Raw genomic sequence first — 17,921 nt, 5'->3', positions numbered from 1 at the left:
GTTCCATTTTTTCGCCCCCATATCTGTTTCTATTTTACCAGATATGGGGGCTTTGTGCTTGTTTTTTGACAGACTGAAAGAAAGACATGACCTTTGGTCATGTCTTTCTTTTTGAGAAGTCACTACAATCTGAATATTTTCAAATTCTCTGCAAGCGGACAGAACTGCACCCACCCGGCCTTCTGGCCGGCGGCGCGAGTGCGCCGTACAAGCGTTTTCACCGCAGGTGAAAACCTTGGCGCAGGGGCGGCTTTGCCGCCCCCGAGCATTGAAATCCCGAAGGGCGGAGACCGCCTTTGGCGGTCGGAGCCCAAAACAAAAGGACATCCTTTCTGATGGTTCCCATAGGTACATTTTCTGAACCGGGTGAATTGTCAGGCACAGAGGCGGACGGCGGAAGTCGTCCGCTTCTGTGTTTTTATGCCAACAACCGCATGATTTCTTCTTTTCCTGTGATCTGTTTCTCCATGTGCGGTGCGTGGTCGCCCTCCCGCATGGGCGTATCCAGCGCGCCGATGTCCCGGTACACGATCCGGACGCTCTGACCGGCAGAACGGGAGTGCTTCTTCGACCGCTCCCCGATCTCAATGCGCTGGATGAACAGTCGCAGCAACTGGGGCGTCAACTCGTCGATGGTGGTGTACTGCTTGGCCTTCTCGATGAAGGCGTCCACATGGGCGACCGAGGCTTTCAGCCGTTCTAACTGCTCCTCCTTCGCGGGGATGGCCGACTCCAGTTCTTTCTGCTCCTCGTTGTAGTCGGCGGAGAGCATCCGGAACTGCTCGTTTGTCACACGCCCAAGTACGTTGTCCTCGTAGAGCCGCTTGAACAGGGCGCTCAATTCCCCATCTCTGCGGCGCATAGCGTCCAACTCCTTCTGCACACGGTTGATCTCCCGCCGCAGCTCCAGGGTGTTTTTCTGGTTGATGTACTCCGCAAACTGGCGCTCTTTCATCCGTGCGAAGTGGGTCACCCTGTGCAGATCGTCCAGCACGATCTGTTTCAGGTCGGCCTCCCGGATCTGATGGGGGCTGCAGGCGTCCTTCCCTCGCTTGCCATAAGTGGAGCACCGGAAGTAGTACTGATCCTCCCGCATCTTTTCCGTCCGGCAGAGCACCAAGTACTGTCCGCAGTCGGCGCAGTAGACCAGTCCGGAGAACAGGTTTGGCTCCTCCATGTGCTTGGGTGGGCGGCGTTTGTGCGCCCGTACATCCCGCACGATATCCCACAGCTCTTGAGATATCAGCGGCGCGTGGGTGTTCTTCACCAGGATCTGCTCGCTCTCCGGCCTGCGGATCTGCTTTTTGTTTTTGTAGGAGAGCGTTGTTCGCCGCAGGGAGAGCGTGTGGCCGAGGTAGACGATGTTCTCCAGGATATTGGCTACCGTCTTGCCGCACCAGCTATGTGGGCGGGTCGTGTCCAAGTGGTTGCAGGCCCTCCCTGTGGCCTGGTAGTACTGGTTAGTTGGGTTCAGGATCTGCTCCATGGTCAGGATTCTGGCGATCTGGTTAGGGCCTTTCCCTGCGGCGCACAGTTCAAAGATACGGCATACCACGGAGGCGGTCGCCTCATCCGGTATGATCTCTTTGGACTGTGCGTCTTTTTTCTTATAGCCGTAGGGCGGTTTGGCTCCCAGCCGTTCTCCATTCTCCGCCTGCACCTTCTTAACATCGCGCACCTTCTTACTGGTGTCCTTGGCGTGAAGCTCATTGGCCCAGTTCCGGATGGGGTTGAAGTCGTTGCTGCTCTCCACCAGGGAGTCCACCCCGTCGTTGACCGCGATGAACCGGATGCCCTTCTCCGGAAAGTAGAACTCCATGAGCTGCCCTACTTGCAGGTACTCCCGTCCCAGACGGCTGAGGTCCTTGACAATCAGGGTTTCCACTTCGCCGCGCTCGATCATCTCTACGATCTTCTTCCATGCGGGCCGGTCGAAGTTAGTCCCGGAGTATCCGTCATCAGACAGGAACATGGTGTTCTCGAATCCATTGTCTGCCGCGTACTTTTCCAGAAACAGCTTTTGGTTATGGATGGAGTTGGACTCCCCCTGCCGCTCGTCCTCCTGACTGAGTCTTCCATATAAAATATTGTATTTTTGGCTTGCCATATTTTGTAACCTCCTTCTTTTGGGGCAAGCCGGTATGGGGTAAGGACAGTATACCCCACCGGCTCCCTCAAGTCTACTGAAACATCAGGCGCTGTGGCCCTGATCCGCAAACTCGGCATCGATCAGGGAGAGCAGCTTGTCCGTGGGTGTCGCTATGGCCTCGGCGGGAAACACAGAGGTCACATGGAACACCTTCCCTCGGATGAGCATCTCCCTCCGGCACTCCATATTCTGCTCCTGCTGGTGATACTCTGTGTCACGAAACGTCGTCATAACTTCCCCATTGTTCTGCTCCCGCAGTACGGCCATCTCCGGGTGATAACTTCCCAGAACGCCGGTATCCCGATATACTTCATAATCTTTTTTCATATTCGCCTTTCTTCCCGTATCAGAGAACGGTTGGCCTCAGCCCATGGTCTGCTGCCAGGTTTGTTCTTCCTCGTGGTCGTCCTCTTTGTGGCCCATGGCGATCTTCTTCTCCCTCTCCTTGCGGAGGGCTTTTTTGTCGCTGTGCCGATGTGTGGTGGTGGCGTCCCTTACGGGATCAGCGTCCGCACCGCGCTCCAGAGTGCGGCCAAGCCGGACCAGATCGTCCGCAAGACCACCATGCCCACCAGCGTGCCCAGCAAAATCAGGGCCAGCCAGATCAGGACGGACAGTGCCGTCTCCAAACTGGGCGGAGAAACAGAAAGCTCTTTCTTCTTCCCAGCCTGTTTCAGCTCCGCCCTCATTTGGGTCACATCCCGCGCCAGCGCCTCCAGCTGGAGCTGCCCCACCTGCCGGCTCAACGCCCGAAACAGGGCCTCCTGTGCCGCAACGCTGGCCTCCAGGTGCTCCAGCCGGCTGCTGTTGGTGCTCTCCAGCCGGTACAGGGCCGTGAGTATCGCCAGCAGATTCTCCCTGTCCTGCCTCGTGGGAGTGTCCGGCGGCGCGGCTGGCACGGAAAAGGCCGATTCCCGATTTCGCTGTTTCAACTCCGCCAGAGATAATTTCTGCCCGGATTCGGAATTCACGTTCCATGACCTCCTTCGTATACTTCGTTTCGTGAAGCCGGTCATCCCGGCATTTCATTCCTTCCGGTGTGGTGTAGGTGATGTTCTTCCGGCTGTCCGTCCAGCGTACTTGGTAGCCCTCGCTCTCCATCAAAGAAATAAATTCGTCTTTGGTTTCGGCGTACTTCATGCACTGGTCGATGGTGTCCATCAGTCGGAACTTCCAACTCTCGCCCTTGGCGGCGGAGCGGTATTCCCGGCTGCCCATGCGTTTCTGCTTGATCTGTCTCTGAGGCGGCGGTAGGAGCTCCAGGCCGTGGGTGGCACAGATTTCATCGCTGGCCAGCTGGTGGGCCTGGAGGTCGGCGGCGCTCTGATGGAGTTTCCTGCCGTCCTGAAAGCTGACGCTGTTGACGATCAGGTGGCTGTGCAGATGGTCGGTGTCGATATGAGTGGCCACCAGCACCTCGAAGTTAGGGAACTCCCGCTGGGCCAGCTCCAGAGCAATGGCGTGGGCCTCCTGGGGTGTCAGGTCGTCTATCTCCGCAAAGGACTGGACAAAGTGATAACACTGCCGCCCGTCCGTTTTTCGGAATCGATCCTTGGTGAGCCGCATCTCGGAGAGAGCGGACTGGGCGGTGCAGTTCCAGCCTGTCACCAACCGTTGCCCTTTCCACAGCGTCTTTTCGTCCTGCTGGGTGTATCGCAGCACACCGCCCAGCGCGCCCCGGCCTCCGCCCCGGTTCTTGACGGCGGTAAAGGTGACCATCTCGTCGACACCTCCTCCATATCATTCGCTTCCAGCCTTATCGGCTGAAAGCTCACTCATTCCGGGGTGTCTCCTCTCCCCCACACGACCCGCTTCGCTGGGCTCGTGCGGGGGCCCCATTGCTTACCTCCCGCAGGAGCTGGCGGAGCTGTTCGCTGATTTGGGCGTAGCTCTCCGCCAGCCTGTCTCCGTATATTACGGTGACCTTTCCCATGTTGGCCAGGGTAGTGAGCTGGTTGAGATTCCGCCCCTGGGCTTTCAGCTCAGACAGCACCTTGTCCAGACCGTCTACCCGGACGATCCTCTTGCCCAGCCCGCAGAGGCACAGGTAGTCGGTGACGGTCAGGTTCAGCTCCCTCGCCTTGGCCCGGATGCGGTCTTTCGTCTGCGGTGTCACCCGCAGGGTGATGATCTCGGTTTTCTTTTCTCTCTGCATTAAGACTCCTTCCTCATAGCTCCCCGTGAGAACCGGGGTTCGGGGCAGCGCCCCGGAACTGTGGCCGGCGTATAGCCGGACGCGATGCTTGCCCTCCCGAATGGGAGGAATCCCCGTTATCGTCACCCACTCAGCGTCTTACCGGAACAGCTCCAGAAACTCGTCTACTGAGCTGACCGCTCCAGCCTGTTTCCAGTAGTGGTAGCGGAGCAAATCGCAGAGCGTGCGGAAATTTACTTCCGCCTGCTCCAGCAGATTGTCCATTGCAAGGGCCTGCTGGAAAGCCGTCAGCTCCGTGGGCTGCTCCGGGTGACGGATGAACGATCTCACCGCCTCGGCCGGGGGAATTTCCCCATCGTCCACAGACTGATCCATCGTCTCCCGGATGAAATGCATGGTCTCCTCCGTGCAATGGTCGGCCAAGGAATCCAAGAGCCATTTCAAGTCTTTCTCCAGCCGGTTCATTTGTCTGTGCTCCCTTCTTTGGAGTTATCTATTTGATTTGGTGACAGCTGTGACGGTTGTGACAACAAATCCGGCACTGGCTCCGTATCGTTTTTCCCGTCACTGCCGTCATTGCTGTCACAGGCACGTGTCAACGCCAGCTCGCGTCGGTCACGAGTCCGCCTGTTCTGGAGGGCGATTCCCATGCGGGACAGCTCCTCTTGGCGGCGGAGCAGGTACTTCATCAGCACATTGGGACGCATTTTTTCTCTGCAATAGGGCTCCAGTGCCTCTGCCAGCTCTGTGGCGGTGCCGGTAAATTTCCGGCGCTCCGCGAGGAAAGCAGAGAGAGAAGCCAGGATTTTGTCCTGTTCTTCTTCTGTGGATTCCCCGCTGGATACCAGCTTCCATACATGGGCGTCTTGGTCGAACTCCAGGACCAGCTCTTGGTACTCGATGTCCCGCCCGGTGCAGTAGAGGGTGGCGGCGCTGCCGCTCCTTTTTCCTTTCTTCAGCACCAGGTTGGTGTCCGTGGCGCCGCTGATGCCGGTGGTACCGGAGATCATGTTCATGGGATCTTCGTCGTTTCGCTTTCGCAGGTGGTGGATCAGCAGGATAGCGATGCGATTCCGGTCTGCCAATTCCTTTAGCACACCCAGATCCCGGTAGTCGCTGGCATAGGGATTTGCCTCATTTCCTACAGCCCGGATGCGCTGGAGGGTATCGATAACCACCAGCACAGTATCTGGGTGTGCGCCAAGAAATCCCTCGATCTGCTCCACCAGCCCGCTATGCAGTTTCTCGGACATGGTGGCGAAGCACAGATTTGCTGGGGCGTCGTCTGTGATGTCCAGCAGGCGGTTTTGGATGCGGGAATAGCTGTCTTCCAGGCAGAGGTAGAGGACACCGCCCCGGAGAGTGGGGAAATTCCAGACCGGCTCTCCTTTGGCAACACACAGGCAGAGCCACAGAGCCAGCCAGGATTTTCCCACCTTCGGCGCTCCAGCCAGGATATGCAGGCCCTGGGGAAGCAGTTTGTCTACGACAAAGCGGATGGGCGGCAGGACGGTGCTTATCAGAGTTTCGCCGTCCAGATAGGTCAACGGGGTTGGATTCATGTTCGCCCTTCTTTCTTTTCTGAGTTTGTTTTAGGACAATCCCAACTGCGGCCATCAGCTGGTTTTCCGATTCGGAACCTTTGTCCTTCACCCATTAGGACACTCAGAAGCAGTTTGTAAACCAGAAAATAGAAAATCTTTGGAAAAAATTTTGCTCCCATCCAGTATGGACGAGAGCGGAGCTTATGAATAGCAAGCCCAGAGACAGAAAAAAGCTGGGGAGCCCTGTCATGTGACAGAGCTCCTCAGCTTTTCGTGGAGCCTTCTCAGCCGCTTTGATACCGCCATTTTCGAGATGCCGCAGAGCCTCCCGATCTCCTCCATGGTCAGCTCCTGACCATAGCGCAGGGCGATCAGGTTTTGCTCCTGGGCGTCCAATTTTTGGACAGCCTTTCGCAGAGTTTCAAGCTGGAGGGCCTGGATCGCAGTTTCTTCCACGGGAGGATCGGTGTTTCCAAGGCAGGACAGCACCGTTTCAAACTCACTTCTACTCAGATGCCTCTCGTCCCGCTTGTCCTGCGCCTGCTCCCGTTTCCGCTCCTGATCCAGAAATTCTGCAACCTCCTTTGGCACCGATACTGGCTCACCATTGTAGAGAACAACGACAGAGTCGTCCATTCGTGTCCTTTCCGCTCTCTACGGAAAGGTACACACCCACGCTGCCGGTACAGCGCCAAATACTGAAGACCTTCATGGATGTTCCCTTCGTTCAGGGTGGTTTTGGTGCCCTACGAGGCCCATGAATGCCTGAGGTTCACAGGGGTGTGAACCTCACCGGAAAGCTGCGAGTTTCGGCTTTCGCCTGTGTCCAGTATAGAACAAAAGTTCTTTTTGTCAATAAGAATACGAATACGATGGAATCTACAATGTAAATGGGCAAATTGGCTTTGTGCCCTGAATGAAATTCTCCTATAGGGTGGTAAAAATATAAAGGCAGAATAGAAAAAGATGATTCAATACTCGTGTGGTCCTTGACAATACATATAAGTTAGCATATACTAACTATTGCTCTTAATTAGCAGAAAGAAAACTTGTCCCGGCAGACAAAGAACAGGAGGGAGTTGGAATGAAACTGGCAGTAGCTTGGGGGCTGCTCGTCCCGCTTCTCGGCACCTCCCTGGGCGCCGCCTGCGTCTTTTTTCTGAAGAAGGGCCTGGGGGACCGGGTGCAGCGGGGGCTCACCGGCTTTGCCTCTGGCGTTATGGTGGCTGCATCCATCTGGAGCCTGCTGATCCCCGCCATGGAGCAGTCTGCTGGGGCGGGCGTCTGGGTCTTTCTGCCAGCGGTCATCGGCTTCTGGGCCGGTATCCTCTTCCTGCTGGGTCTGGATCACCTAATCCCCCACCTCCACCAGCGGAGCCAGCAGGCAGAGGGACCCCGCACCCGGCTGGAGCGCTCCACCATGATGGTGCTGGCCGTCACCCTCCACAACATCCCAGAGGGGATGGCGGTGGGGGTGGTCTACGCGGGTTTCCTGGCGGGAGAAGGCCAGATCACGATGACAGCCGCGCTGGTCCTGTCCCTGGGCATCGCCATCCAGAACTTCCCCGAGGGGGCCATCATCTCCATGCCTCTGCGGGCGGAGGGGGGGGCAAGGTCCGGGCCTTTGCGGGGGGTGTGCTCTCCGGTGCGGTGGAACCCCTGGGCGCCGGGCTGACCATCCTGGCCGCCGGGCTGGTGGTTCCAGCCTTGCCCTATCTGCTGAGTTTCGCCGCCGGCGCCATGCTTTATGTGGTGGTGGAGGAGCTGATCCCGGAGATGTCCCAGGGGGAGCACTCCAATGTGGGAACGCTGACCTTCGCCCTGGGTTTCACCCTGATGATGGCGCTGGACGTGGCACTGGGCTAAGCGAGACATCCAAAACGACCACGTTTTCATACCCGGTAGTTAGCGTAATCTAACCTTTTTGAATAGACAGGAGGAACAGACGATGTGGAAGTACACGGCCCAAGTAGACGGCATGATATGCGGCATGTGCGAAAGCCATGTAAACGATGCGGTTCGGAAAGCATTTCCAGTGAAGAAGGTCACCTCCTCCCGGAGCAAAAAGAGACCACGGCGATTGCAGAGACGGACCTGGGCGAGGATGCCCTGCGTGCTGCCATTTCCGCCACCGGCTATGAGGTGGAGGAGATTCAGAAGGAGCCCTGGGAAAAGAAGGGGCTGTTCAGCCGGTAAAGAGCCGGGATGCAGGCAGATGGAAAGGGGGCAGAATATTGCTGGCGGAATTTCTGGCGGACCGTGGTGATTGGACCCATGTGATGTCCGGCGCCCGAACCTGTCTGTTCTCTCTGGAGGAGGGGCCGCACCCATTACCCCTCCAGCTGGACCCCTTGCACTTTGAGACCCTGTTCTGCCTGGGGGGATCAGTGACCTTGACCCGGCGGGACGGAACCTTCCTGACCGCTGATGCCGGAAAGGTGCTGATTCTCACTGACCTCTCTGGCCTGACCGATGCCCGGGTGGACTCTCCTATGGCCGGCGTCCTGGTGGCGGTGGATGCCCGGGGTGCCCGAGAGAGCCTGGAAATTATCTGCAATCTGCTGGGCGGTCTGACATTGGACACAAGCCGGGTGCAGCGATGGATGGCCAGTCGGGGTGGCTGCGCCGTGGAGGGTCCCACCAACTGGAGCCGGGCAGCTTTTGATAACTTGGACCGTCTTCCCCAAAGCGAGCAGGCACGCTGGTGCGTGTGGAAGTCGGTGGAACTGCTCTATCTGCTCTCCACCCAGGATGAACAGGAGACGTATACTCTCCCGGGTTCGATGCCAAATCGGAATATAGCCCGGTCTCTGGCGGAGACCTGTCGGTACATGGAAGCGCATCTGGATGAGCCTCTCACCATCCCAGCCCTGAGTCGCCGAGCCTGTCTCTCCGCCACCACGTTTAAGGAGGCGTTCCGCCAACTGTATGGTCTGCCCGTTCACACTTGGCTGCGGCAGAGGCGGATGGAGCGGGCGGCAGAACTGCTGAACACGTCCGGATTAAATCTGGAAGGAGTGGCAAAAGCGGTGGGTTACAGCAGCGTCAGTCAATTTGCCGCCGCTTTCCGCCAACAATATGGAGTGACTCCGGGCCAATACCGGAAAAATGTCTGAATAGGCAGCTACTCGGCTGATTTGGCAATGCAGTTACACAGGGTGTCTGCTATAATACTTCAATACGCAAAGAGATATGTTTGTTTTCCAACAGGAGGATATCTTGATGAAACAGCATCGCTTCTGGGCCTGGGGCGCCGTGATCTGCATGGTCATGGTGATGATCACAGGCTACAAACGCAAATAAGTACATAGCAGAAAGGAAGAAACCCCCATGATGAAACACTATGTCAGACTGGCCTGCTTCGTGGGCGGCGCCCTGTTTGGCTCCGCCGGCGTGAAGCTGCTCACCAGCAAGGACGCCAAGAAGGCCTATACCCACATCACCGCTGCCGGCCTGCGGATGAAGGATTGTGTAATGGAGACGGTTACCTCCGCCCAAGAGAACGCCGCCGACATTCTTGCCGCCGCCAAGGACATCAACGAGGCCCGGGCCGCCAAGGAGGCCGAGGCTCAGGTAGAGGGCCAGGAGGCCTGAAAAACTGCGGAAGGGAGCCGGTAAGCGGCTCCCTTTTTCCATGAGGAGAGATCAACTATGAGAGCGACCATCGTACACGAGAGCAGAGGCCGGATGCGCCTGCGGCTGAGGCAGAAAACTATGACCTTCCGCCAAGCGGACCTGCTGGAGACCTGGCTGAAGGCCCAGTCCTGGACCAAAGAGGCGGTCGTCCATGAGCGTACCTGCTGCGTCATTGTGACTTATGCGGGGGAGCGGGAAACCGTCCTCTCCGCTATCGGCGGCTTCACCTGGACCAAGGCAGAGGAGTCAGTTACCCTTCCCAGTCACAGTATCCGGGAACTGAACCGGGAATTTCAGGAGAAACTGGTGGGCAAGGTGCTGATGAAGGGGGCCGCCGCCCTGTTCCTGCCCGCTCCGCTGCGGGTTGCCCGGGTAATCTGGCATATGGCGCCCTTTCTCCATAAGGGTTTCCGTTGCCTGAGCCGAGGGAAAATCAAGGTAGAGCTGCTGGATGCCCTGTCCATCGGGATCTCTGTGGGCCGCCGGGACTTCGGCACTGCCGGTATGGTGATGTTCCTGCTGGAGATCGGCGAGCTGTTGGAGGACTGGACGAGGAAGAAGTCTGTGGCCGACCTGGCGGAGAGCCTGTCCCTCCATGTGGATCGGGTGTGGTTGAAAACAGAGGCCGGCGAGGTACTCACCCCCATCGGCCAGATCCAGCCCGGCGACCGGGTGGTGGTCCGGGCCGGGGGCGTTATCCCCTTGGACGGCGTGGTAGCAGAGGGGGAGGTCACTGTCAACCAGTCCTCTCTCACCGGCGAGTCCGTCCCTGTGGCCAAACGGCCCGGCGGTGCGGTCTATGCCGGCACCGTGGTGGAGGAGGGCGAGTGCGTCCTGGAGGTGAAACAGGCATCCGGCCAGGGACGCTACGACCAGATCGTGGAGATGATCCAGCGATCCGAGCAGATGAAGTCCGCCGCCGAGGCCAAGGCATCCGGCTTGGCGGACAAGCTGGTGCCCTACACCTTCGCCGGGAGCCTGCTGAGCCTGGCCCTCACCCGGAACGTGACCCGGGCCCTGTCGGTGCTCATGGTGGACTTCTCCTGCGCCCTGAAGCTGGCCATGCCCCTGGCGGTGCTCTCCGCCATGCGGGAGGCGGGACGGGAGCACATCACTGTCAAGGGCGGTAAATTCCTGGAGGCGGTGGCAAAAGCGGATACCATCGTCTTTGACAAGACCGGCACCCTCACCCACGCCTGCCCCCGGGTGGCCCGGGTCATTCCCTTCAATGGCATGGAGGAGGCGGAGATGCTCCGTCTGGCCGCCTGCCTGGAGGAGCACTTCCCCCACTCCATGGCCAACGCCGTGGTGAAGGAGGCCCACCGCCGGGGGCTCACCCACGAGGAGCGCCACGCCAGGGTGGAATATTTGGTGGCCCACGGTATCGCCAGCTCGGTGGATGGGGAGCAGGTGCGCATCGGCAGCGCCCACTTCATCTTTGAGGACGAAAAGGTGACCATCCCGGAGGGCGAACAGGCCAAGTTCGACGCCCTGCCCCCGGAGTATTCCCAACTCTATCTCGCAATCGAAGGAGTGCTTTCGGCCGTGATCTGTATCTCCGATCCCCTGCGGGAGGAGGCGAAGGACGTGCTTTCCGCCCTGCGGGGCTTAGGCGTGAAAAACGCCGTCATGCTCACCGGGGACAGCCCCCGCACCGCAGCCGCCATCGCGGCACAGCTGGGAGTTGACGATTTCCAGGCCGGAGTGCTTCCGGCGGACAAGGCGGACTATGTAGCCGCCCTCCGGCGGGAGGGTCACACTGTTCTCATGGTAGGGGACGGCATCAACGACTCCCCGGCCCTCTCCGAGGCGGACGCGGGCATCGCCATCAGCGACGGGGCGGCCATCGCCCGGGAGATCGCCGACATCACCATCGCTGCCGACAGCCTGTGGGAGCTGGTACGCCTACGCCAGCTGGCCATGGCCCTGATGCACCGCATCCAGAACAATTACCGCTTCGTCATCGGCTTTAACGGAGTGCTCATCGGCCTTGGTGTGGCAGGCATTCTGCCTCCAGCCACCTCCGCCATGCTCCACAATCTGTCCACCCTGGGGGTGAGCCTCCACAGCATGAGCGCCCTGCCCATGTCCAAAACAGAATAACGTACCCAGACAGAGCCCGGCGCGTTTGCACCGGGCTTTTTCAATCTGCCTATTGACAAATGCTCCCGTCAGCCGTATTATAACGATGTTATATCACGCTGTTATAAGGAGGCTGACTCATGGAAGAGAGGACCTCTGCCACTCTGAAAAAAATCCAGGAAGCTGCGTTGGCGGAGTTCCTGGATAAAGGATTTCAAGGGGCATCCCTGCGGCAGATCGTGAAGAACGCCGGGGTGACTACTGGGGCCTTCTACGGCTATTTCTCCAGCAAGGAAACCCTGTTCAACGCCCTGGTGGAGCCCCACGCCGCCGCCCTCATGGGCAAGTTCATGGAGGCTCAGATTTCCTTTGCCGAGTTGCCTGAGGAAGAACAGCCATCCCACATGGGTGTGGAATCCGGGAGTTATCTGGACTGGATGGTGGACTATATCTGCCAGCACCGGGAGCCGGTAAAGCTGCTCCTCACCCGCTCGGAGGGCACCAGCTACGAGCACTTCGTCCATAACATGGTGGAGGTGGAGGTAGAATACACCCTCCAGTACATGGAGGTACTCCGTCGCCTGGGGAAGGACATTCCTGTGCTGGACAAATCCCTATGTCACATCATCGCCAGCGGGATGATGAGCGGCATCTTCGAGATCGTGATCCACGATATGCCCCGGGAGCAGGCCTTGCGGGACGTGGATCAACTCCGCGATTTCTACACTGCCGGATGGCTGAAATTGATGGGGGCTTGACCCCTATCTTTTTTGGATATAAGTTAGCAATAACTAACTATTTTAACAAGGAGGGATCACTTTGAAACAAAAGAAACCAAGCAGCCTGACCCGCATCTTGGGCTATGCGGGCGAGCACAAAAACCTGACGATCCTGGGCTGTATCCTGTCCGCCCTGTCGGCGGTGCTGGGGCTGGCACCCTACCTGTGTGTCTGGCTGGTGGCCAGGAGCATACTGGCCGCCTGGCCCAGCCTGGACGGGGCCGGGGATCTGGGCCGTTTTGGCTGGATGGCGGTGTGGTTTGCCATTGGCAGCATCCTGCTGTACTTTGCTGCCCTCATGTCCACCCATATCGCAGCCTTCCGCACCGCCCGGAACATCCGGCGGGCTGCCATGACCCATGTGCTGAAGCTCCCCCTGGGCTTTTTTACCGGGAATCAGTCGGGGCGGCTGCGCAAGCTCATCGACGACAACGCCGGGCTCACCGAGGACCTGCTGGCCCACAAGCTCCCCGACCTGGCCGCCACGGCGGTGACACCCATCGCTGCCATCGTCGTGCTGTTCCTCTTTGACTGGCGGATGGGCCTTCTGTGCCTGCTCACCATGGTGCTGGCTTTGCTGTCCATGTGCCTGATGATGGGCGGCAAAAATGCCGGCTTCTTCCACCGCTATCAAAAGGAGATCGAGCGCATGAGCGGCGAGGCGGTGGAGTATGTCCGGGGCATTCCGGTGGTAAAGATGTTCCAGCAGACGGTCTACTCCTTCAAGGCCTTCTACGCTGCCATTCAGGATTACAGCAACCTGGCCAGCCAGTACGCCATGAGCTGCCGGACAGGCCAGACCTGCTTCCTCACCTTCATCAACGGGGCCTTCGCCCTGCTGATCCCGGCAGCGCTGCTCATCGCCTCCGGCGGGGACGTGCGGACGGCGCTGGTGAACCTGATCTTCTACGCCCTGTTCGCTCCTGCCTGCGGCCAGATGATCAACCGCATCATGTATATGAGCGAGGCGGTGATGGAGGCCGACGAGGCCATCGGCCGTCTGGACGAGATCCTGAGCCAGCAACCTATGGAGGAGCCGAAGGTCCAAAAGAGGCCGGTCAACGCTGCCGTGACCTTTGACCATGTGACCTTTACCTATCCCGGCGCCAGCCGGCCCGCGCTGGAGGATGTGAGTTTTTCTGTCCGGCCCGGTGAAGTGGTGGCCCTGGTGGGCCCCTCCGGCGGGGGCAAGACCACCGCCGCCGGCCTGATCCCCCGGTTCTGGGACGCGGACAGCGGCAGCGTCACCGTGGGCGGCGCAGACGTGCGGGAGCTGGACAGCGCCGCCCTCATGGGGCAGGTGGCCTTTGTGTTCCAGGATACCCGGCTGTTCAAGGAGAGCTTGCTGGAAAATATCCGGGCTGCCCGGACGGACGCATCCCGGGAGGAGGTGCTTGCTGCCGCTCATGCCGCCCAGTGCGATGACATTCTGGAAAAACTGCCCCAGGGGCTGGATACGGTGGTGGGCGCCAGGGGCGTCTATCTCTCCGGCGGGGAGCAGCAGCGCATCGCCCTGGCCCGGGCCATTTTGAAGGACGCTCCTATCGTGGTGCTGGACGAGGCCACCGCCTTCGCCGACCCGGAGAACGAGCATCAGATCCAAAAGGCCTTTGAGACCCTGACCCGGAACAAAACGGTTCTGATGATCGCCCACCGGCTGTCCACGGTGCAGAATGCGGACAACATCATCGTCTTAAACGAAGGAAAGATCGCGGAACAGGGCAGCCACAGCGCTCTATTGGAGAAAAACGGCGTCTACGCCGCCATGTGGGCGGACTATCAGCGCAGCGCCCAGTGGAAGGTTGGAAAGGAGGCAGCGGTATGACGAAGAAATTACAGCACATCTTCGCCCTCAGTGAGAAGGGGGCAAAGGATCTGGTGAAGGCCGTATTCTGGTGCTTTGTGTGCAATCTGGCTCTCATGTTCCCCGTCGGGGCGGTTCTGTTCACGGTCCAGCATCTGCTGGGCTGTCTGGAGGGCGGCAGCGACCCCATGGAGGGGTTCTGGACCTATGTGGGCTTTGCCCTGGCGGTGCTCCTCCTGCTGTTCGTCCTCCACTGGTTCCAGTACGCCTCTCTCTACATCGCCACCTACCGGGAGAGTGCCAACCGCCGGGTGAGCCTGGCGGAGACCCTGCGCAGACTCCCCCTGTCCTTTTTCGGGAACCGTGATCTCAGCGACCTGACCTCCACCATGATCGCCGACTGCTCCAGCCTGGACCAGATGTTCTCCCACTATGTGCCCCAGCTATTCGCCTCCGTCGGCTCCACGCTGGTAATCGGGGTGTGTATGTTTGCCTGCGACTGGCGCATGGCCCTGGCGGTGCTGTGGGTGGTGCCTGTGGCGGTGGCGCTGACGGCGGGCTCCAAAAAGATTCAGGACGCCTTCGGAACGAAAAACATCCTGAATAAGCGGGCGGTGGCCGACTGCATCCAGGAGGGGCTGGAGACCATCCGGGACATCAAGGCCTGCCACCGGCAGGAGCGGTATCTTGGCGACCTGGAGGCAAGGCTATCTGCTATGGAAGGCAGTTCCATCCGGTCCGAGCTGGCCACCGGCGTGTTTGTGTGCTCCGCTCAGGCATTCCTGCGCCTGGGACTTGCCACCACGGTGCTCATCGGCGGGGCGCTGCTGCTGGCCGGGGAGCTCTCCTTCCTCTATTTCCTGGGCTTCCTGTTCGCCGCTGCCCGGCTGTATGATCCTCTGGGGGTGGTACTCCAGAATATCGCCGCCACCTTCAACACCAAGCTGCAAATTGAACGGATGCGCTCTATTCTGGAACAGCCGGTGCAGACAGGAACAGAGAACTTCCACCCCGACCGATACGACATCACCTTTGACCATGTCTCCTTTGCCTACCGGGAGGGAGCAGGGGTGTTGGAAGATGTGAGCTTCACCGCCCGCCAGGGGGAGGTCACCGCCCTCATTGGTCCCTCCGGCGGCGGAAAATCCACCGCCTGCAGGCTGGCTGCCCGATTCTGGGATGTCACCGGCGGGAAGGTGTCCCTGGGCGGAACGGACGTGTCCACGGTGGACCCGGAAACCCTCCTGCGCTCCTACTCTATGGTGTTCCAGGATGTGGTGCTGTTCCGGGACACGGTGATGGAGAACATCCGCTTGGGCCGCCGGGGTGCCACCGATGAGGAGGTGCTGGAGGCCGCCAAGGCCGCCCAATGCGATGAATTCATCCGTCGACTGCCCCAGGGCTACCAGACGGTGATCGGCGAGAACGGCTCCACCCTTTCCGGCGGGGAGCGGCAGCGGATCTCCATCGCCCGGGCACTTCTAAAGGACGCGCCGGTGGTGCTGCTGGACGAGGCCACCGCCAGCCTGGACGTGGAGAACGAGAGCGCCGTCCAAACCGCCCTCTCCCGCCTACTCCGGGGTAAAACGGTACTGGTCATAGCCCACCGGATGCGTACCGTGGCGGGAGCCGACCACATTGTGGTGCTGGAGGACGGCCATGTGGTTCAGCAGGGCACCCCGGCGGAGCTGATGGAGCAGGGAGGCCTCTACCGCCGTATGGTGGAGCTCCAGAGCAAGAGCGCCCAGTGGCGGCTGTTATGTAAGAAATAAAGCAGAACGACTGACGGGCGGCTCCCAATCATGGGTGCCATCCGTCAGCCGGTCTGTTTTCAATGATTTGCCCCATATATAGCATAAGCCCCATAGGTTCACATTGTGTACCTATGGGGCTTATGCCTTCGGATGTCCTTTTGTTTTGGCAAGTCACTACAATCTAGATATTTCAAATTTTCAATCGGCTTTCTGCATCTTGCCCAACGGCCCTTCTGGGCCGCGCCGCTTTTGCGGCGTTCGAGCGTTTTGCCAAAGGCAAAACCTCGGCGCAGGGCGAATTCACTTCGCCCGAGCAATTTAAAGAACCCCAGGTATCCAAAAAAGAAGCACCTGCTATGCAGGTGCTTCTTTTTTGGCAAAGCACTACAATCTAGATATTTTTAAACGCTGAGATATAAATTCCAGGCCCGAGATGTCAGAAGTTATTGGGTTCTATTTATCGAAAAGTACTGTCTAAATTCCAATATAAGATAAAAATATTGGTTTTAAATTTTAAACGTTTTGAAAAACCAGCCCCGAATAAAGAGAACGTCAAAAGCGTTGCGGCACAAGAGTTTTTAGGTAAAGCACTCCCCGCTTTTCAATAAAATTGTTCGAAAAGTGGAGATCGTTCATTTTTCAGAGATAATTTCACTTTTAATTAACTGGAATTCTTCCGGAACATAGTTTAAAGTATCATAGTCACGAAGTAATAGTAAAAATAATTTTTCTTTCATCCGTTCTATTAAAAATGTCGGAATAGAATTGACTACAATATATTCCCTGAATAAATTTTGAGACGCAATTTTATTGACATCAATGTCTGAAGACTCACTGATCAAAAAGCAATATAAAACTTATATACTGAGATGAAGAATAAAACTTTAGATGTTATAAATGCACGTTATTTTAAGAAACTACACTAAGCTGAAAAAGTGACACACAGCAAAGGTGCATTGAGATATTTGTTGGAGTCTTTAATTCAACTACCACATAGTAACGCATGTTCAAATTATAAAACAGAAGATCAATATAAAAATCATCGCCGCCCACATTGAGATAATACTGATTACCCAGGAAAGTAAAACCAGTCCCAAGCTCCAACAGGAGCTTGGGCACATCCCTGACTAATGCCTGCTCAATATCCCGTTCCACCATATCTTCTTTGAAAGGAACAAAATCGAAGATATAGGGATCTTTCATCGTCTGCACGGCCAGCTCGCTCTGGGGAGATGGAAGCCGCCTTTCAAAGTTGGACACCTTGTCCGCCAGCACCTGCCGCTGATACAGGCCGCTTTCGATCTGGTGAATCAAAACCGATCTTGACCAGCCATTCTTCTGGCAAGCGGCAAGATACCAACGGCGCTCCTCGGGCTCTGATACCTTGTCCAACAGAACTAGATTGTGCCCCCCACGGAATTTGTGCAACAACCTGCTGCACAAATTCACGATCCGGATAGGTCTGGGCAAACTTGGCCATATATTTCAGATTGCGCACAGAGTAACCTTTGCTGGCTGGAAATTCTCTCCGAATATCCGCAGCCAGGTTTTCGATAAATTTATTGCCCCAGGCTTTGTGCTCATTGATCACCGTGCCGATGCTGTGGTACAGCAATATCAGCTCTGTATTCACATGAACAGATGCTTGATATTGCGCTGTCTTGATCTCTCGCTTGAGCTGCTCAACGATGGCAAGATATTCACCTGAATTCATCAACATGCTTATTTTTCTCCTTCCGCTATTAGGCACCCAAGCAACCCTTGGCACCCTGTCAGTACATCCCGCCAGGTGGCCTCGAAATTGTCGGTATACCAGGGATCGGCCACCTCTTGGTCTGGCTTCCCTGCATATTCCATCAAGAGGTGCATCTTTCCATCGAAGTCGCCGCCGCAGATGCGGTACATATCGTGCAGATTCTCCCGGTCCATCCCAATCAGCAAATCGTACTGGTCGTAGTCGTGGTTTTGGAGCTGGCGGGCCGTTTTGCCAGTACAGTCGATCCCGTGCTGGGCCAGCT

16 protein-coding genes and 4 pseudogenes are annotated in these 17,921 nt (G+C 57.7%); 9 read left to right on the top strand and 11 right to left on the bottom strand.

The window, feature by feature from the left end:
* Window positions 1-418: 418 nt before the first annotated feature.
* From H6B31_RS14220 to H6B31_RS14190, 7 genes are all read right to left on the bottom strand, one after another.
* Window positions 419-2,107 carry a recombinase family protein gene (locus H6B31_RS14220; protein ID WP_204899099.1) on the bottom strand — a complete coding sequence of 563 codons (1,689 nt, stop codon included), beginning with the start codon at window positions 2,105-2,107 and terminating at the stop codon, window positions 419-421.
* A gap of 84 nt (window positions 2,108-2,191) precedes the next feature.
* Window positions 2,192-2,476, bottom strand: a complete 285-nt coding sequence (locus tag H6B31_RS14215; RefSeq protein ID WP_204899098.1) for a hypothetical protein — start codon at window positions 2,474-2,476, stop codon at window positions 2,192-2,194.
* Window positions 2,477-2,512: 36 nt separating this feature from the next.
* Window positions 2,513-3,868 (bottom strand): relaxase/mobilization nuclease domain-containing protein, encoded by a 1,356-nt coding sequence (locus H6B31_RS14210; RefSeq protein ID WP_204899097.1) that lies wholly within the window; start codon window positions 3,866-3,868, stop codon window positions 2,513-2,515.
* A gap of 52 nt (window positions 3,869-3,920) precedes the next feature.
* Complete coding sequence (locus H6B31_RS14205) at window positions 3,921-4,304, bottom strand: plasmid mobilization protein (RefSeq protein ID WP_204899096.1); 384 nt, start codon at window positions 4,302-4,304, stop codon at window positions 3,921-3,923.
* 138 nt (window positions 4,305-4,442) lie between these two features.
* Complete coding sequence (locus H6B31_RS14200; protein WP_204899095.1) at window positions 4,443-4,769, bottom strand: hypothetical protein; 327 nt, start codon at window positions 4,767-4,769, stop codon at window positions 4,443-4,445.
* Window positions 4,766-5,866, bottom strand: a complete 1,101-nt coding sequence (locus H6B31_RS14195; protein ID WP_204899094.1) for an AAA family ATPase — start codon at window positions 5,864-5,866, stop codon at window positions 4,766-4,768. The genes H6B31_RS14200 and H6B31_RS14195 overlap by 4 nt, the downstream gene beginning before the upstream one ends.
* A gap of 228 nt (window positions 5,867-6,094) precedes the next feature.
* Window positions 6,095-6,484 (bottom strand): sigma-70 family RNA polymerase sigma factor, encoded by a 390-nt coding sequence (locus H6B31_RS14190; RefSeq protein WP_119346886.1) that lies wholly within the window; start codon window positions 6,482-6,484, stop codon window positions 6,095-6,097.
* A 448-nt stretch (window positions 6,485-6,932) separates the two neighbouring features.
* On the opposite strand from H6B31_RS14190, the pseudogene H6B31_RS14185 reads away from it, so the two are divergent.
* From H6B31_RS14185 to H6B31_RS14150, 9 genes and pseudogenes are all read left to right on the top strand, one after another.
* Window positions 6,933-7,714: pseudogene (locus tag H6B31_RS14185) on the top strand (ZIP family metal transporter).
* An 82-nt stretch (window positions 7,715-7,796) separates the two neighbouring features.
* Window positions 7,797-8,044: pseudogene (locus H6B31_RS14180) on the top strand (heavy-metal-associated domain-containing protein).
* Between the two features lie 38 nt (window positions 8,045-8,082).
* Window positions 8,083-8,964: a helix-turn-helix domain-containing protein gene (locus tag H6B31_RS14175; RefSeq protein ID WP_204899093.1), complete on the top strand. Its 882-nt coding sequence runs from the start codon at window positions 8,083-8,085 to the stop codon at window positions 8,962-8,964.
* A gap of 76 nt (window positions 8,965-9,040) precedes the next feature.
* Window positions 9,041-9,151, top strand: a complete 111-nt coding sequence (locus H6B31_RS17890) for a DUF6219 family protein (protein WP_510186752.1) — start codon at window positions 9,041-9,043, stop codon at window positions 9,149-9,151.
* Between the two features lie 30 nt (window positions 9,152-9,181).
* Window positions 9,182-9,442, top strand: coding sequence for a DUF6110 family protein (locus tag H6B31_RS14170; RefSeq protein ID WP_119347799.1), 261 nt, complete (start codon window positions 9,182-9,184; stop codon window positions 9,440-9,442).
* Between the two features lie 57 nt (window positions 9,443-9,499).
* Window positions 9,500-11,587 carry a heavy metal translocating P-type ATPase gene (locus H6B31_RS14165; protein ID WP_204899092.1) on the top strand — a complete coding sequence of 696 codons (2,088 nt, stop codon included), beginning with the start codon at window positions 9,500-9,502 and terminating at the stop codon, window positions 11,585-11,587.
* A gap of 119 nt (window positions 11,588-11,706) precedes the next feature.
* A complete protein-coding gene (locus H6B31_RS14160) occupies window positions 11,707-12,324 on the top strand; it encodes a TetR/AcrR family transcriptional regulator (RefSeq protein ID WP_204899091.1) in 618 nt (205 codons plus the stop codon).
* Window positions 12,325-12,385: 61 nt separating this feature from the next.
* On the top strand, window positions 12,386-14,170 hold the full coding sequence (locus H6B31_RS14155; protein ID WP_204899090.1) for an ABC transporter ATP-binding protein: 1,785 nt from the start codon (window positions 12,386-12,388) through the stop codon (window positions 14,168-14,170).
* On the top strand, window positions 14,167-15,921 hold the full coding sequence (locus H6B31_RS14150; protein WP_204899089.1) for an ABC transporter ATP-binding protein: 1,755 nt from the start codon (window positions 14,167-14,169) through the stop codon (window positions 15,919-15,921). The genes H6B31_RS14155 and H6B31_RS14150 overlap by 4 nt, the downstream gene beginning before the upstream one ends.
* 891 nt (window positions 15,922-16,812) lie before the next feature.
* Here the strand turns inward: H6B31_RS14150 and H6B31_RS17590 are convergent.
* The 4 genes and pseudogenes from H6B31_RS17590 to H6B31_RS14140 all read right to left on the bottom strand — a co-directional run.
* The gene (locus H6B31_RS17590) at window positions 16,813-17,163 is read right to left on the bottom strand and encodes a PDDEXK nuclease domain-containing protein (protein WP_346014092.1); all 351 of its coding nucleotides are present in this window, start codon (window positions 17,161-17,163) and stop codon (window positions 16,813-16,815) included.
* A gap of 78 nt (window positions 17,164-17,241) precedes the next feature.
* Window positions 17,242-17,352: pseudogene (locus tag H6B31_RS17735) on the bottom strand (hypothetical protein); the annotation flags it as partial.
* 49 nt (window positions 17,353-17,401) lie between these two features.
* Window positions 17,402-17,617: pseudogene (locus H6B31_RS17585) on the bottom strand (DUF1016 N-terminal domain-containing protein); the annotation flags it as partial.
* Window positions 17,618-17,625: 8 nt separating this feature from the next.
* A partial coding sequence (locus tag H6B31_RS14140; RefSeq protein ID WP_204899088.1) for an arsenate reductase/protein-tyrosine-phosphatase family protein occupies window positions 17,626-17,921 on the bottom strand: 296 nt, incomplete at its 5' end.

Origin of the sequence: Pseudoflavonifractor capillosus (assembly GCF_016899775.1) — a bacterium.
Classification (GTDB): Bacteria; Bacillota; Clostridia; order Oscillospirales; family Oscillospiraceae; genus Lawsonibacter.
Note: the sequence above shows the minus strand (reverse complement) of the source record. Positions and strands in the feature narration are given on the sequence as shown.

Excerpts from the sequence above, each read along its gene's own strand:
- H6B31_RS14220 (WP_204899099.1), bottom strand. The coding sequence starts at position 2,107 with ATGGCAAGCCAAAAATACAATATTTTATATGGAAGACTCAGTCAGGAG.
- H6B31_RS14215 (WP_204899098.1), bottom strand. The coding sequence starts at position 2,476 with ATGAAAAAAGATTATGAAGTATATCGGGATACCGGCGTTCTGGGAAGT.
- H6B31_RS14210 (WP_204899097.1), bottom strand. The coding sequence starts at position 3,868 with ATGGTCACCTTTACCGCCGTCAAGAACCGGGGCGGAGGCCGGGGCGCG.
- H6B31_RS14205 (WP_204899096.1), bottom strand. The coding sequence starts at position 4,304 with ATGCAGAGAGAAAAGAAAACCGAGATCATCACCCTGCGGGTGACACCG.
- H6B31_RS14200 (WP_204899095.1), bottom strand. The coding sequence starts at position 4,769 with ATGAACCGGCTGGAGAAAGACTTGAAATGGCTCTTGGATTCCTTGGCC.
- H6B31_RS14195 (WP_204899094.1), bottom strand. The coding sequence starts at position 5,866 with ATGAATCCAACCCCGTTGACCTATCTGGACGGCGAAACTCTGATAAGC.
- H6B31_RS14190 (WP_119346886.1), bottom strand. The coding sequence starts at position 6,484 with ATGGACGACTCTGTCGTTGTTCTCTACAATGGTGAGCCAGTATCGGTG.
- H6B31_RS17890 (WP_510186752.1), top strand. The coding sequence starts at position 9,041 with ATGTTTGTTTTCCAACAGGAGGATATCTTGATGAAACAGCATCGCTTC.
- H6B31_RS14170 (WP_119347799.1), top strand. The coding sequence starts at position 9,182 with ATGAAACACTATGTCAGACTGGCCTGCTTCGTGGGCGGCGCCCTGTTT.
- H6B31_RS14165 (WP_204899092.1), top strand. The coding sequence starts at position 9,500 with ATGAGAGCGACCATCGTACACGAGAGCAGAGGCCGGATGCGCCTGCGG.
- H6B31_RS14160 (WP_204899091.1), top strand. The coding sequence starts at position 11,707 with ATGGAAGAGAGGACCTCTGCCACTCTGAAAAAAATCCAGGAAGCTGCG.
- H6B31_RS14150 (WP_204899089.1), top strand. The coding sequence starts at position 14,167 with ATGACGAAGAAATTACAGCACATCTTCGCCCTCAGTGAGAAGGGGGCA.